Annotated in this window: 9 protein-coding genes; 4 read left to right on the forward strand and 5 right to left on the reverse strand. The window is 59.8% G+C overall.

Translation table 11 applies throughout. From position 1 onward, the window contains the following. Window positions 1–47: 47 nt before the first annotated feature. From EQG79_RS08035 to EQG79_RS08050, 4 genes are all read right to left on the reverse strand, one after another. Complete coding sequence (locus EQG79_RS08035) at window positions 48–1,055, reverse strand: bifunctional heptose 7-phosphate kinase/heptose 1-phosphate adenyltransferase (protein ID WP_129601042.1); 1,008 nt, start codon at window positions 1,053–1,055, stop codon at window positions 48–50. A gap of 170 nt (window positions 1,056–1,225) precedes the next feature. After that, window positions 1,226–2,746 carry an NADH-quinone oxidoreductase subunit N gene (locus EQG79_RS08040; RefSeq protein ID WP_129601043.1) on the reverse strand — a complete coding sequence of 507 codons (1,521 nt, stop codon included), beginning with the start codon at window positions 2,744–2,746 and terminating at the stop codon, window positions 1,226–1,228. A gap of 87 nt (window positions 2,747–2,833) precedes the next feature. Beyond that, on the reverse strand, window positions 2,834–3,646 hold the full coding sequence (locus EQG79_RS08045) for a TerC family protein (RefSeq protein WP_077920625.1): 813 nt from the start codon (window positions 3,644–3,646) through the stop codon (window positions 2,834–2,836). A 111-nt stretch (window positions 3,647–3,757) separates the two neighbouring features. Continuing rightward, entirely contained in the window at window positions 3,758–4,423 is a 666-nt protein-coding gene (locus tag EQG79_RS08050; RefSeq protein WP_077920624.1) for a hypothetical protein, read from the reverse strand. A 255-nt stretch (window positions 4,424–4,678) separates the two neighbouring features. Here EQG79_RS08050 and EQG79_RS08055 point away from each other — a divergent pair, with 255 nt between their 5' ends. Next, window positions 4,679–9,802 (forward strand): translocation/assembly module TamB domain-containing protein, encoded by a 5,124-nt coding sequence (locus EQG79_RS08055; protein WP_129601044.1) that lies wholly within the window; start codon window positions 4,679–4,681, stop codon window positions 9,800–9,802. An 11-nt stretch (window positions 9,803–9,813) separates the two neighbouring features. Then, window positions 9,814–12,195: a translocation and assembly module lipoprotein TamL gene (gene tamL / locus EQG79_RS08060; RefSeq protein WP_240699301.1), complete on the forward strand. Its 2,382-nt coding sequence runs from the start codon at window positions 9,814–9,816 to the stop codon at window positions 12,193–12,195. A gap of 41 nt (window positions 12,196–12,236) precedes the next feature. Here the strand turns inward: tamL and EQG79_RS08065 are convergent, their stop codons facing one another. Further along, window positions 12,237–12,965 (reverse strand): arylesterase, encoded by a 729-nt coding sequence (locus tag EQG79_RS08065; protein WP_129601045.1) that lies wholly within the window; start codon window positions 12,963–12,965, stop codon window positions 12,237–12,239. Between the two features lie 117 nt (window positions 12,966–13,082). On the opposite strand from EQG79_RS08065, the gene EQG79_RS08070 reads away from it, so the two are divergent. Together EQG79_RS08070 and EQG79_RS08075 are read left to right on the forward strand one after the other, a co-directional pair. Continuing rightward, window positions 13,083–13,796, forward strand: a complete 714-nt coding sequence (locus EQG79_RS08070) for an ABC transporter ATP-binding protein (protein WP_077920621.1) — start codon at window positions 13,083–13,085, stop codon at window positions 13,794–13,796. Window positions 13,797–13,818: 22 nt separating this feature from the next. Beyond that, window positions 13,819–16,338, forward strand: a complete 2,520-nt coding sequence (locus EQG79_RS08075; protein ID WP_240699302.1) for an ABC transporter permease — start codon at window positions 13,819–13,821, stop codon at window positions 16,336–16,338. Window positions 16,339–16,383: the final 45 nt, after the last annotated feature.

A 16,383-nucleotide genomic window follows, 5' to 3' on the forward strand; every position in this document is an offset into this window, starting at 1 on the left:
CGAACCACAGCTACGTGGTTCGCTTTTTTTATGAGCTGGGCGCTGGTCTAGTCGGCCCGCAGCCCCGTCTCGATGGCTTCCTGCTTCAGCTGCGCTTTGTCGATCGGCACGACGCCCACCGACTCGCAGACCAGCCCACCGCCCAGGTTCGACAGGCCCGCAATAACAGCCGGCGACTGCTTCAGGGCCACGCAGCAGGCCGCAATGCTGATGACGGTATCGCCCGCGCCCGACACGTCGGCAATCTGACGGACGTGGGCGGGTAGTTTCAGCGTTTCGCCGTTATAGTCGATGAACGCACCACGCTCCGACAGGGTAATCAGGGCTCCTTTCAGATTCAGCGTCTCTTTGAGCTGGCTGACCACCGCCTGAAATTCGGTTGCGTTATCGACGTCAAACTCTACTTTCAGCCCTTCGCGCAGCTCTTTCAGATTGGGTTTGAACAGGGTGGTATTCTGGTACGACAGGAAATTGCGCTTCTTCGGGTCAACCACCGTCGGTACGTTCTGCAGGTTGGCGAAGTCGGTGATTTCGGCAATGGCTTCTTTGCTGAGTACCCCTTTGTCGTAATCTTCAAAAATCACCACATGACAGGATGGAATCAGCTCTTTGGCTTTCTGCACCAGCTGGGCGCGCTCGTCGGCGGTGATGTATTTGTCGGTTTCGGTATCGACCCGTACGACCTGCTGCGCGCTGGCAATGATCCGCTCTTTGATGGTGGTGATGCGGGACGATGACCGGATCAGCCCGTCGCAGTTGAGGCCCCGGTCGCAGAGCTCCTGCTCGAGCTGATCACCGGCGGTATCCGTACCGATTACCGAACAGATGATCGCTTCGGCACCCAGCGCCTGTACGTTGAGGAGTACGTTACCCGCCCCACCCAGCCGGCGTTCGCGCCGGTCTACCGTCACAACCGGAACGGGTGCTTCGGGCGAAATGCGTTCAACCCGCCCCCATACGTAGGAATCGAGCATAACATCGCCAACAATCAGAACTCGGAGCCGATCGAACTGATCAAACAACTCATCGAGAGACATATCCAGAACCGGATTCATAAGCGAACTAGTGAAGTAGGAAACCAGCGCATCCAGACAATACGAACCAACCCCTGGTCGATATGGGTTGGCGAAGCGGTCGGTTTAGCGCGGGCATAACAGGCGCAAAGAAACGAAAACCGGGCGCGTTTTCCGAAGCAAGCCGGGCAGAATGAGCCAGCGGGCATTACTTACCAGCTCGCAATCAGGCCCGCCAGCCAGTCGGGTTTAAGAAAAAAAGCCAGAATAGGCACCACCAGGCCCACCGCCAGCCATAGCGCGCCCCGGGGTAGTACGCCCGCCGACGCTTCTCCGCCTACGGTGGACGGCATGGGCCTGAAAAACAGCAGGAACGGGATACGGAGGTAGTAAACGAGCGAAATCAGGGCGTTCAGCAGACCCAGCGCAAACAGGGCCAGCAGCCACGGCTTTCCGCTCAGCTGCCACGCATCGTAAAGAGCCGAAAAGGACAGTAGCTTCGCCGTAAACCCCACCGTTGGCGGTAAGCCCGTCAGCGCCAGCATCACCACCGTTAGCGCCACCGACAAGACGGGCTGTCGGGAGCCCAGCCCCGCAAAGTCGCGGATGGCCAGCGTATGCCCCTGACTGCTGGCCAGCAGATCGATCAGAAAGAATGCAGCCAGCGATATGAACAGGTAGGTGCCGGCGTAGAACAGTACGGCCTCAAAGCCCGCTTCGTTCAGAGCCACCACCCCCACCAGCAGAAACCCGGCATGAGCAATGGACGAGTACGCCAGGAGCCGTTTGGCATCGGTCTGCCGCAGCGCCGAAAGATTACCGATCAGGATACCCGCCAGCGCCAGTACGGCCAGGGGCGTTTGCAGGGCGCCCACCGTAGCCGCCCCGCTCTCCGACTCGACAGGCAGCGCCGTGATGACCCGCATCAGCACCAGCACCGCAGCGGCTTTGGGAGCTACGGAGAAAAAGGCCGCTACGGGCACCGGCGCAGCTTCGTAGGCATCGGGCGTCCAGACGTGAAAGGGTACGCCCGCCAGCTTGAACAACAACCCCGACAGGGTGAGCAGCACCGCTACCGTGGCCACGGCCGCATCCTGCCGGGCCAGCTCGGCCCCGAAGGCGTCGGCAGTCAGGTCGAGCGTACCGGTCATGCCGTAGAGCAGCGACATCCCGTACAGCATAATGGCCGAGCTAACCGCACCAAAGAGCAGGTACTTGATGCCGCCCTCCGAGGCTTTCCGGGTGGTGGTCAGCGCCGTCAGCAGGTATGAACAGATGGAAACCAGTTCGACACTCAGGTATAGGCTGAGCAGATTGACCGACTGCGTCATCAGAAACAGCCCCAGTGTCATGGCCACCAGCAGCGCATACCACTCGAGCGGCAGTTTACCCGCTGAATCGGCGCGACTATCGGCCCCCATGAGTCGCTCGTATCCCACAACCAGCACCCCGCTCAGCGCCACGACAACCTGGAAGAAAAGCGCCTGATTATCGACATACAGCAGGCGCATGAACAGAAACCCGCGCCAGGGCAGCAGGACAGCCCACAGGCCGGCTACGACCAGCGTCAGCAGGGTAAGCAGGCCAATGACCCGACGCGCCTGGCTGGGGGTTGCGCGCAGCAACAGCAGCTCAGCCAGCAGCAGCCCACAAAAGGCCACCGATAGCCAGCCGATTGGCCCAAAGCCACCCAGGCTACTAATAATGTCAGAAAGTTGATCGGAGAGAGACAAATTACGCAGCGGTTCGGAACCGTACCGGGGTCCTGGCAGCCTACACTGTTTTGCTGCCCGGACCCCGGTACGGTACTTTTTTTAGGATCAGACCATGCCGTCGCGCAGGGGTTGCCCTTCGTAGCCGCGTAGCTGAACCGGCTTCTGCGTCTTGCGCAGCCGGATGTTCAGGAACTCGACCAGCAGCGAGAACGCAATCGCAAAGTAGAGATACCCTTTGGGCACCGTACCGATCGGCTGGTTAAAAATAACAACCTCCGACAGGTGAGCCCCTTCGACCACGAGCATGAACCCGATCATGATCAGAAAGGCCAGCCCCAGCATCTGGATGGTCGGGTGCTCGTTGACGAAACGCCCTACCGGCCCGGCAAAGAACATCATGACCAGCACCGACAGCACTACCGCAATCATCATGATGGTTACGTTCTGGGTCAGCCCGATGGCGGTCAGGATGGAGTCGATCGAGAAGACGATGTTCGTAATGGCAATCTGCGCCACGACGCTGCTGATCGTTGTCTTACCCGTTGTTTGGCCCGTCACCTCGTCTTCGCCCGGTCCTTCCAGCTTGTGGTGGATTTCGGAGGTCGCCTTGTAGAGCAGGAATAAACCACCCGCAAACAGAATCAGGCTCTGCCCGGTCAGCTCGGCCCGGAACCAGCCCGAGTCAATATGGGTAAACGGCTTGCTCAGCGAAATAACGAACGAGATTCCCATCAGCAGCAGCAGCCGGAACCCCATAGCCAGGATCAACCCGATGTTACGCGCCCTGGCCTGGTCTTCACGGGCCAGTTTGTTGGCCGCGATGGAAATGAAAATAATATTGTCGATCCCCAGAACGATTTCCAGGAACGTCAGGGTCAACAGACTGATGATCGATTCAGCCGTAAACAATTCGGTCATAGCATTGAAAAAGTAGGTTGCACAAAACTACCGGCTCCCGACCGGGTGTGCAACCCCTAGTTCAAGAAAGAACCGCCCGCCGGACAAAAGGTTGGCCTATGGCCTGAGCGGTTAGCGACCTGCGCTGTCGGTGGGCTTCTCAACCGCATCGGCACCGGCGCGGAACGAGGTTCGTTTGCTGGCCAGCCCGTCGCCATCTTTGATGATGCGGGACGTACCGACCGGAATCAGCTCATCGCTGGGGTCGTTTTTACTTTTCATGTACAGGGTAGTGTACAGGTTCTTGATGCCGTCGCTGGTCATCTCACCCGAAAATATCCGGATCTGTTTGGCCGTGGCAGCGCCAGATTTCAGGTCGATTTCGGCAAAGAACGTGAACTGGGTCCCGTTGCCGGCAATAAAGCCCCCCTGCCCCGCGCCGGTCGAGTTACCCGTTTTCAGCTCTACTTTGGCCCGCTGGTCAGTACTGGTCTGCTCCGAAAAACGGAGGATCAGATCGGTGAACTCATCGCCCGGCCTGAAGGTATCGTCAGGGCCGTAGGGACTGACCAGCTCGTGCGGAGCCGACATGTAGATGCCTTCAATATTGGGCGGCACAGTGCCTTCGTAAATGGGCATGCCGCGCTGACGCAGGGTTTCGATGTCATCCTGCGCAATAAGGGACTGGATACTGGTAGAAAATCCTTTGGTTGGGTCGACCTCGTCTTTCTTACAACTGCCCAGGATAAGCAGACACAAGGCTGGAACGGCCAGCGAAACCCGAAATGGCATGAACATAGCAGTGTTCGTTTAGATTGTTCACTACTTGGTCGGCCTGGTAGCCATTTGGGCAAACAGATGGCCTGAACATACCGCTCCGGTTGAGCCAACGGTAAGCGAATTTAGGTCAGGCAGGGGTGTCTGTTGCCGAAGAAGCCTATCCTGTGGCTTGCTGGAGTTAGTAACATATTAGCGGTTGTGCGCGTTAACAGAAAAAGTTATGTTGCGTCAACACACCGTCAGGCTGTTTTTGGCCAATCGGAAATCTAACGCATGTCTGCCACTAAAGTACTTGTCCGTGTTCTGCTTGGTCTGCTCGCCCTCGTGCTCCTGCTCGTGGGCTTTGTGGCGTTGGTAGCCACGACGCCCTGGGGCCAGCAGCTCGTTACCAAGCAGGTCAACAGCTATCTGGCCGGAAAGATCAAGTCGCCGTTCCGCATCGGCCGCGTCCGCTACAGCATTCCCGACTACATCGAGCTGGAAGATGTCTTCTTCAAAACACCCCAGGGCGATACCCTGCTCAACGGCGGCCGGATGCGCGTCGACCTCGATATGTGGGGGCTGCTGTTCGACAACAAGGCGTCTATCAACCAGATCGAGCTGGAACGGACACGCCTGACCATCAGCCGGACGTTGCCCGATACGACCTTTAATTTCCAGTACCTCATCAACGCTTTCGACACCGGTACCGCGCCCGAACCCGCCGACACCACCGCTACCCCCATGGCGATCAACCTGACGGGTATTTCGCTGAAAGATGTCCGAATCAAATACCGCGATGATGTGGTCGGCGCCGACGTGAATGCCTATGTCGACAGCCTGCGGGCCAACTTCGTCAAGACCGACGTGTATACCTCACAGTATCACCTGGAGAACGTAGCCATTGACGGACTGAATGCTTACACGCGGCTTTACAACGGGCTGCCGACGCCCGATAGCCCGGCCTCCGACCCGGCCGACTCGCTCGACATCGGGCTGGGCAAATGGACCGTCAACCGCGCTCAGTGGGATGTCCGCGTTGAAACCGCCGACTTCAGCACCAAGGGGAAAGTGGGGCGGCTGGCCATGGAGACGGATTATTTTTATCTGAACGGCCAGAAGATCGGCATCCGCTCACTCGCTCTGGAGAATGGCGACATTGCCGCCCGCCTGACCAAACCGACCAAAAAAGCCACCACTACCCCACCCTCGTCCGCGACAAGCGCCGGTGCGCCCGGCTGGTTTGCCCGACTCGGTACCGTTCGGCTGGCCAACAACCGAATCCGTTACGACGACGAGACGGCGCCCCGGCAGCCAAAAGGACTCGACTACGGCCACCTCGACCTCCAGAACCTGGGCATCGATGGGCAGGCGCTGGTGTACGAAGACCAGGGCGCCCGTGGGCAGCGGATCAGCGGGCAGCTTCGGAACGGCCGGTTCCGGGCCTCGAGCGGGTTTACCCTGCAGCAGCTGAGCGGCAACCTGCTCTACACCGACCGAACTACCCAGGTTACCAACCTGCTTATCAAGACGCCCACCTCGCTGCTGCGCGATCAGCTCATACTGCGCTACGACTCGCTCGGCCAGTTGAGTATACCGCGCTTTGCCAACCGGGTTCAGGTGCGGGTTAACCTGCGCCAGAGTCGCCTGTCGGTAGCCGATGTGCTGCAACTGGCGCCTTTTCTGGCCGACACTCCTCCCTTTGCCGGTAACCCGAAGGGCGTATTCGTGGCCAACGCGCAGGCAACCGGAACACTGGCGGCCCTCAACCTGCCCCGCTTCGATCTCGACATGCTGTCGGGAACGCACCTGCGCATGGGCGGCCGGCTGACCAACGTAACCGACCCCGAACGGCTGGGTGTTGACCTGACCATTCGGGAGGCTACGACCCGCCTGGCCGACATCAACCAGCTGGCACCCAAAGGGTCGATTCCGTCCAGCATCGACCTGCCGCCGGATTTCGACCTGACGGGGCGGCTCCAGGGCCAGCTGAACGATTTGATTATCGACGCCAATCTGCGGACCGACTGGGGTTCGGCCGCGTTCGACGGGCGACTGGCCGGATTCGTGACCGGAAAAAACCAGACCTATAAAGGCACCCTCGACCTCCAGGATTTCGACGCGGGCAAGTGGACCAAACAAACCGGCACCGTCGGCAAACTGACCGGACGCGCTACGGTAGATGGCCGGGGAATCGACGTCAACACGCTGACGACCCGCTTCGATGTCAACGTACAGTCGGCCGAGCTGACCGGCTACCGCTATCAGAACCTCGTCGCCGAAGGCCGGCTGGCCAACGGTCTGCTCGATATCGTCGGCACGCTCCGCGACCCGAACGCCAGCCTGAACCTGGACATGAAAGTCGGACTGAAGAACCTGACCGCGCCGGAGGCTGGCTTTCCGAGCGTAACCGGCCAGGCCGTCATTAACGAGCTGAACCTGCAACCGCTTAAGTTGTACAACGACCCGCTGTCGGTCAAAGGCCGGATTATTCTCGATATGGCTTCGACCGATCCGGCCCGGCCCGTCGGTACGGTCGAAGCCGCCGACGCAGTGATTACGCTGAACGGAAAAAGCTACCCTGTCGACTCGCTCTACGCCCGGCTGGCCGCTAACGGGAATACGAAGCGGGTGCTGGCTCAGGTGCCGGGCGCCCGGCTAACCCTGAACGGTCAGTTTGAGTACGCCCAGCTGTACGATATCGTAGCCAGTGAGATCAGCCGGTACATCGCTATCCCGGATCTGACGTTCAAGACCATTCCGCCCCCCTACGCGTTCCAGGTCGGCCTCAAAGCGTATCAGAACCCGCTTTTTCAGGCGTTTGTACCGGCCCTGACACGGCTCGACACGGTTCAGCTGACGGCCTACCTCGACAACGCCAACCCGGCCGGTAGCCTGACCGGTTCAACCCGCGACACCACCCTGTCGGCCACCATCCGGACGGGTACCATCGTCTACGATACGACCACCATCAAGGGCGCCACACTGGCTATGCAGGCCGTCAACAACGAGCTGAGCCTGACCGGGACGATCAACGGGATTTTGTACGACGGCCTGACGCTGCGCGAAACCGACATTACCGGAACGGCCGCCAACAACCGGCTCCGGTTTGCCATAGTCAACAAAGACTCGGTCGATAAAGACCGGTTCGGGCTGGCCGGTACGCTCAGTATCGTCGACAAAAACTACCGCTTTCAGTTTGCGCCCAACGGCCTGCTCACCAACTACGAGCGCTGGGATACCGACACCAGCGGCTTCGCCCAGTACGGAAACGACGGCGTGCTGATCAACCGACTGCGGCTCGACTCGGGTCCGCAGTCGCTGGAGGTCAGCAGCACCGAACCCTACGGCAACGCCCCCATCCGCATCACCACCCGGGCCGTGGAGCTGGGGTATCTGGCACGGCTGGCGCAGCAGGACACTACCCTGGCCTCGGGCGAGCTGAACGGCACGGTCGTAGTGCGCGACTACCTGGGCGAAGATAACCAGCTGTCGTTCATCGGCTCGATCTACGTCGACAGCCTGGAGGTGATGCAGAAACCGATCGGGAACCTCACGGCCCGCTTCAGCAACAATTCAGACGGCCGGATCAACGTCAACACGGTGCTGGCCGGGCCTTATAACGACGCTACCGTCAGCGGATTTTATAACCCGGAAGACCCCAAAGCGGCTCTCGACCTGGCCGTTACCCTGAAACGACTGGACGCCCGCACCATCGAAGCGTTTAGTTTCGGCGAGCTTCGGCAGGCCCGGGGTAAGCTGACGGGCGAGTTTACCGTGGCCGGATCGCTGACCGATCCGCAAACCAACGGACGGCTGGCCTTCGACTCGGTAGCCTTCAATATCAGGCAGCTGAACGCGACCTACCGCATCGATCAGGAGCAGCTGTCGTTCAGAGGCCAGACCATCACCCTCAACGATTTCAACGTGCGCGATACATTGGGTCGCACCCTGACCACCGACGGTACGGTGGTCCTGAAGAATCTGCCCAATGCCGCCTATAACCTGCGGGTACGGGCCAACCAGTTTCAGGTACTCAACGCAGCCCGGAAAGACAACGACTACGCCTACGGGCAGGCCGCCGTTACGGCCGACCTGCGGATCAAGGGAACGGGGTCCAACGCATCGATCAACGGAAAAGTCCGGCTCGACGATGGCAGCAAGATCTCCCTGGTTCTGCCCGACGAATCGGTCGATGTCAACGAAGCCAACGGCATTGTTACGTTTATCAACCACAACGACTCGCTGGGGCTGAAAAAGTACATCTATCGACCCAAAACCGATTCGACAACTACGAAACGACTGGCCTTCGACGAGCTGAGCAACTCAACGATTTCGCTCGATCTGGAGGCCGACGAGAAGTCGGAGCTGACCATTGTGGTCGATGAGCTCAACGGCGACTACCTGCGCGCCCGCGGCAATGCCCGGCTCAACGTGGGCGTGAACGCTGCCGGTCAGATCACGGTGCTGGGCCGCTACGACGTTACCGAGGGCGAATACTCGCTGACCTACCAGGTGCTGAAACGGCAGTTCAAAATCCAGAAAGGCGGCTATATCAACTTCTCCGGCGATCCGCTGCGGGCTGACATCAATATGACCGCGCTTTACGACGTGGCGGTCTCGCCCGCGGATCTGATCGGGAACGAATCGACAACGGTCGATGCCAATGCCATCAAGCGGAAACTACCTTTCCAGGTGGCCCTATCGATCAGCGACAACCTGGCCCGGCCCAAGCTGGACTTCGACATCCGGCTGCCCGAAATTGAGGACGGCAGCAACAGCGCGGCCAACAGCCCCTTTGCCACCACGATCGAGAACAAGCTGAAGACGCTGCGGCAGGATCAGTCGCAGATTAACAAGCAGGTCTTTGCGCTGCTGATTCTGAACCGGTTCTTGCCCGAAAACACCTCCGACTTTTTCTCGGGTGGCTCGTCGGGCGGGCTCGACACCCAGGCCGAGGGCGTAGCGCGAAACAGCGTCAGCAAACTCCTGTCCGAGCAGCTGGGCCGGCTGGCGTCGGGCGTGCTGAAAGGCTTCGACGTTGACCTCGACCTGCTCTCGCAAACGGGCAGCGCCAACACCGGTGGTCTGACCAACGGCGCCCGCACTGACCTGAACGTGGGGCTGTCGCGGAGTTTTCTGGAGGGTCGGGTTACGGTGTCGGTCGGCCGGAACTTCGTACTCGAAAACGCGGCCAAGAGCACCACCCGCAATCCGAGCGAAGTGTTTGACAACCTGTCGGTGAACTACACCATTACGCGCGATGGCCGCTATGTACTGCGTGGCTACCGCCGTAACGACTACCAGGCGGTACTGGATGGGTACGTGATCGAAACGGGCATTGGCTTTATCATCACGGTCGATTACAACACCTTCTCCGATATCTTCCGCCGGTCGCCCGGTGCCGCCCTGAATTGACGTATATGAAAATGAGTTTCCCCACCATAGATCGAGCCGGTATCTGGCCCTACAGGGGTCCGGCTCTGTTTGTGCTGTTGCTGATTACCCTGAACGCCTGTAACGTGGCCAAGCGGCTGCCGCCCAACGAACGGCTCTACATGGGCACCGATATTGTAATGCAGGCCGACTCCACCGTGCCCGAGTCGGAACAGGATGCGATGGAAGAGCAACTGACGGCGCTGGCCCGGCCGCGGCCCAATAAACAGCTCCTGGGGTACCCCTGGAAAGTAGCGGCTTATTACCTCTTTGGCGAACCCCGCAGCAAGAACGGATTCAGAGCCTGGTTTCGCCGGAAATTCGGACAGGAGCCGGTCTTCGCAAGTGCCAAGGCTATTTCGTCGAGTATTCCGGTCTGGGAGGCTCGGATGCAGAACGAAGGATATTTCGACTCGCAGGTAACGGGCGAGCTGAAAGAAGAAGGTTACAAAGCCCGAGGGGTTTATACGGTGCAGCTGAAACCCCGTTTTTACATTGATTCGGTGGCCTTCGTATTCGACTCGCTGGCGCTGAGCGACACCAGCGCACGCCGGAATTTCATGACATCGGCCCGTCGGACGTTACTCAAAAAAGGCATTCCGTACCAGCTCGACGCCATCAAACTGGAACGGGAACGCATCGGTCAGTACATGAAACAGCGCGGGTTTTATTACTTCCTGCCCGATTACGTAGCGGCCCTAGCCGACAACGACTCAGCTGCTCACCGGACTGATTTGTACATGTACATCAAGCCGGAGATGCCCGCTGCAGCCGGCGTGCCCTACTCGATCCGGAACGTCTTCATCTACCCGAACTACAACCTGTCAACGGCTCAGCGCGACACCAACCGGCAGCAGGCCTACCAGACCCCCGAAAATCGGTTCAACGTTGTCGATTCGACCAACCACTTCAACCCCAAGCTGTTCCGCGATATCGTAACCGTACTGCCGGGCAAACGCTACAACAGCCGGGCGCAGGATCTGACGCTGTCGCGGTTCGTGAACGTCGGCGCGTTCAAGTTTGTCCGGAACCGCTTCGACCCCGACCAGCAGGGCGACTCGGCCGTTCTCGACGTGCATTATTACCTGACGCCCTACCCGACCAAATCGGTCCGGCTCGAAATCGACGGCACCTCGCGCTCCAACAACTTTACCGGTTCGCAGCTTACCCTGAGCTGGCGCAACCGTAACGCACTCAAACGGGCCGAACTACTGACCATCAACGCCAACGCCGGTATCGAATTTCAGGTCAACGCGGGCAATCAGGGCATAACGAATTACCGCTATGGCCTCGAAGCACTGCTGAGTTTTCCGCGGCTGGTCAGCCCCATCCGGTTCCGTCAGGATGAGCGCCAGCGGGCCCTGCCCAAAACAAACGTCACCCTTGGGTATCAGACCATTATCCGCGGCAACCTCTACAGTCTCAATTCGTTTCAGACCACCTTTGGTTACTCATGGCGGCAGAATCAGCAGATCGAGCATTCGTTTCAGCCGTTCAATGCCACTTATGTGCTGCCTTCGAACATCAGCCAGGCCTTTATCGACTCGGCCGTCGAGAACCCGTTCATCTTTCGGCAGCTGGTTAACATACAACGGTCCAAACAGCTGATCCTCAGTTCGCTCTACACGTTTAACTACAACTCGTCACCCCGTACGGTCTCGCCCACCACCTTCCGGCTGACCTCCAACATCGAAGTGGCGGGTAACCTCGCCAATCTGCTGTTCAACAAGCGCGACGAAAACGGCGACAAGGTTATTTTCAACGTTCCCTTTGCCCAGTACGTCCGTTTCGATGCCGACGCCCGGGTTTACCGGCGGCTGGGTTCGAACCTTACCTGGGCCAACCGGCTTTTTGTGGGCGTCGGCCTGCCCTACGGCAACTCCCGGGATATGTCGCTGCCGTTGATCCGTCAGTATTTTGTGGGCGGCAGCAACAGTATTCGCGCCTTTCGGCCCCGCGCCATCGGCCCCGGTCTGTTCACCCGCGATACCCTGCAGAATGTGCTCATCACCCAGGACGGCGGGGGTGATATCCGGCTGGAAGCCAATACGGAACTGCGGCTGAAATTCAACAAGTACGTAGAGGGCGCCGTGTTTGTCGACGCCGGTAATATCTGGTCTTATTACGCCATCAACGTATTTGGTCCGGAGGCCCAGTTCACCAAACAGTTTTATGAGCAGGTGGCTATCGGTACCGGAGCCGGTATCCGGATCGATCTGTCGTACTTCCTGATTCGGCTGGACCTGGCCACCCCGCTGCGCAAACCGTACAAGGTCGACGGTAGCGAATGGGTCATTAACCAGATCAACCTGCGCGACAGCAACTGGCGCAAACAGAATCTGGTCTTCAACATAGGCGTAGGGTATCCCTTCTAAAAACAGGCCGGGGGCCGTCAGCTGACGGCCCCCGGCCTGTTTTATTGAGCTTCTTTTCGCAATACCGGTTCCAGAATACCCCAGACCGTATTAGCCACGATCTTATGACCGGCGGGCGTTGGATGGATGCCGTCGGGCTGGTTCAGCTTCGGTACACCCCCTACGCCTTCGAGCAAAAACGGAATCAGCACCGCTTTATTTTTGTCGGCCAGCTCTTTGAACAGATCCCTAAACTCGCGGGTGTAGTCGGCACCCATGTTCGGCGGTATCTGCATACCCGCCAGTACGATCGTTGCATCGGGGCTTTTGCGCCGAACGGTATCCATGATGGCCTGCAGGTTCTGACGGGTCGAGCTGAGCGGCAACCCGCGCAGACCGTCGTTGCCCCCCAGTTCGAGCACGAATACCGAAACAGGCTGACGCATGACCCAGCCGATCCGGCTCTTGCCCCCGGCGGTGGTTTCGCCACTGAGTCCGGCATTGACAACCTGGTAGTTCAACCCGAGCGAGTCGATCTTCTGACCAATCAGGGCCGGAAACGCCTGCGACGGCTCTACCCCGTACCCGGCCGTGAGGCTGTTGCCGTAGAACAGAATAACGCGCCTGGCCGAAGGAGCCGCAGCCGTCGTTGCTGCGGGCGCGTTCGCCGTGGTCGGGGCGGTAGCAGCATCGTCTTTTTTATCCGACGACCCACAGCCCCAAACCGCTACGCCTAGTATCAGACCGCTCGTCACAGAAGCCAGGGTTTGCCTCGTTCTCAAGAACTTCATAGGAATGTATTCGGTTTTGATTACACACAGAGGCACCGAGAACGCAGCGAAATCCAGCAGAAGCGTTACGTTCCCGGTGCCTCTGTGTGTAATCAATAAACACTAGCTCTTTGTTCCATGAGCATTCTGCACGTCGAAAATCTCACCAAGACTTACCGGAGCGGGGGCCGCGACCTGACCGTTTTACACGGGGTCAACTTCACCCTCGAGCCGGGCGATACGTTTTCTATTGTAGGGCCATCGGGCAGCGGCAAAACGACCCTGCTCGGTTTGTGTGCCGGTCTGGACCGGGCCTCGTCGGGTAGCGTGTATCTGAACGACATCCGGCTCGATACCCTCAGCGAAGACCAGCGGGCCGCCGTCCGGAATGAGCATGTGGGCTTTATCTTCCAGAACTTTCAGCTGCTGCCGACCCTCACCGCCCTCGAGAACGTAATGGTGCCGCTCGAACTGCGGGGCGAACGCGGAGCCCAGAAAGCCGCCCAGGCCCTGCTCGACCGGGTGGGGCTGGGGCAGCGCGGCCACCACTACCCTACCCAGCTTTCGGGCGGTGAACAGCAGCGGGTGTCGCTGGCGCGCGCCTTTGCCAACCGGCCCAAACTGCTCTTCGCCGACGAACCCACCGGCAACCTCGACGCCGACACCAGCGACACGGTGGTCGACCTGCTCTTCGAACTCAACCGCGAAGCCGGCACGACGCTCGTTCTCGTTACCCACGACCTCGAACTGGCCGCCCGCACCCAGCGCGTTATCCGCATCCGGGGTGGAGCCGTTGTCTCCGACTCGGGCCAGCCAGTTAGCACCCCGGCGCCCACCGTGTTACCCGACTAATTCACTCTTTCGCTCCTGATACATGCTTTGGCTTTTTAACATGGCCTGGCGCGATAGCCGCCGGAGCCGACAGCGTTTGCTGCTTTTCATGTCGGCCATTGTGCTCGGTATTGCCGCTCTGGTAGCCATCAACTCGTTTGGCGACAACCTGGCACGCAGCATCGACGGGCAGGCCCGTGAACTGCTGGGCGCCGACCTGACCCTGTCGTGGACGCGCCCGCCTTCGCGCCGAACGGTGCAGCTGGCCCAGACCATGGGGCGCAGCCGCTCGTACGAAGTGTCGTTTCCGTCGCTGGTCTCTATCCCGAAAACGGGCGGGGTACGGCTGGCGCAGGTCAAAGGGCTTGAAGGCGGGTTTCCGTATTATGGGACCTGGGAGGTAGAGCCGCTGGCGGCCGTCCAGGCGTTTCGGCAGGCCAGCAGCCGCGTAGCCCTGGTCGACGATGCGCTGCTGGTTCAACTGGGTGCGCAGCCCGGCGACTCGGTTCGGGTCGGAACCCTTTCTTTCCTGATCGCTGGCCGCGTGCTGAAAACCCCCGGTCAGGCCGCCATCACCACGACCGTAGCCCCTACCGTTTTTATTCCCAACAAGTACCTGAACCAGACGGGCCTGCTGCAGCGCGGCAGCCGGATTGCCTACAAGTACTACTACCAGTTTCCGGCCGGCACCGACGTGGGCGCGTACGTCAAAACCATTTCGGGCCGTCTGGACAAGGAAGGCGTCAACTACGATACCGTAACGGCACGCAAGCAGCAGACCGGCCGCTCCTTTGCCGACCTGACCAAATACCTCAGCCTGGTAGCCTTTGTGGCCCTGCTGCTGGGCTGCGTAGGGGTGGCGAGTGCGGTGCAGCTGTACGTCAAAGAAAAGATAGCTTCCGTAGCCATCCTGCGGACCCTCGGAGCCAGCGGCCGGCAGGCCCTGCTGATCTACCTCATCCAGACCGCTCTGATGGGGCTGCTGGGGGCCGCGATCGGCGCGGTGCTGGGCTCGGTCGTGCAGCTCGTACTGCCGCGGGTGTTCAGCGATTTTCTGCCGGTAGCGGTCGAGACGGGCCTGTCGGGAGCCGCCATCGTGAGTGGTATCGGCACAGGCCTGCTCATCTCGGTCCTGTTTTCGCTGCTGCCGCTGCTGGCCATCCGAAACGTATCGCCCCTGCGCACGCTGCGTACCAGCTACGAAGATGACCTATCGGGCCGCGACCCGCTGCGGTGGCTGGTGTACCTGCTGGTGCTGGGCTTTATCGTTGGCTTCTCCTACTGGCAAACCCGTAGTCTTACCCTGGCGCTCGGCTTCACGGGCGGCATGGCTGTAGCCTTTGGCGCGCTGACGGGGCTGGGCCTGGGCCTGATCTGGCTCGTTCGGCGGTTCTTCCCGGCTTCGTGGAGTTATACCTGGCGGCAAAGTCTGGCCAACCTGTACCGCCCCAACAACCAGACCCTGATACTAGTCACGGCCGTGGGACTGGGGGCTTTCCTGATCTCTACGCTCTACCTGACCCAGGGACTCCTGCTGAACCGGGTCGAACTGTCGGCCAGTGGCAAGCAGCCAAATATGGTGCTGTTCGACATACAGAATGAACAACTGGCCGGCGTTCGTTCGCTGGTGGTCCAGCAGAAGCTGCCCGTGCTGGAGCAGGTGCCGGTGGTAACTATGCGGCTCGCCACCATCAACGGCCTTACCCCCGAAGCCATACGGAAAGACACCAGCCTGAAAATACCGGACTGGGCCATGATGCGCGAATACCGGGTTACGTACCGCGACTCGCTCATCTCGTCGGAGAAGCTGACCGCCGGGAAGGTACCCTATCAGGCCAATGGCCTCCCGTATATATCGTTCGAAAAAGCCTACCTCGACCGCATGCAGCTGAAAATTGGCGATACGCTGACGTTTAACGTACAGGGAGCACCTGTCCAGACCATCGTAGGCGGCACCCGCGAGGTGGAATGGAACCGGGTGCAGCCTAATTTTCTGGTTGTCTTTCCGTCGGGCGTACTCGAACAGGCTCCGCAGTTCCACGTCCTGATGACCCGGGTTCCGAGTAACGAAGTGTCGGCCATGTTGCAGCGGGAGCTGGTCAGCCGGTTTCCCAACGTCTCGGCCATCGATCTGGGCCTCGTGCTGAAGACGATCGACGAGATTCTCGATCAAATCTCGTTCGTTATCCGGTTCATGGCGCTGTTCAGCATCCTGACGGGCCTGCTGGTGCTGGCCAGCTCGGTCATCATCAGCAAATACCAGCGCCTGCGCGAAAGCGTCCTATTGCGGACCCTCGGGGCCAGCCGCAACCAGATTCTGCGGATAACGGCGCTCGAATACGGGTTGCTGGGTATGCTGGCGGCTCTGGCCGGTATCCTGCTCTCGTTGCTGGGCACCTGGGCGCTGGCGCAGTTTGTGTTCGAGGTAGCTTTCCGACCCGATCTTACCCCACTGGCTATCGTAGCCGCCGTAGTCACCACGCTGACGATCCTGATCGGGGTTTTCAACAGCCGCGAAGTGCTGGTCCGGCCGCCCCTGGAGGTATTGCGAAACGATGCTTAAGCAATAGGGCTGGCCCGGCAGGTAATATGCCGGGTCAGCCCCATG

The sequence above is a fragment of the Spirosoma sordidisoli genome (genome assembly GCF_004138325.1).
GTDB classification, from domain to species: Bacteria; Bacteroidota; Bacteroidia; order Cytophagales; family Spirosomataceae; genus Spirosoma; species Spirosoma sordidisoli.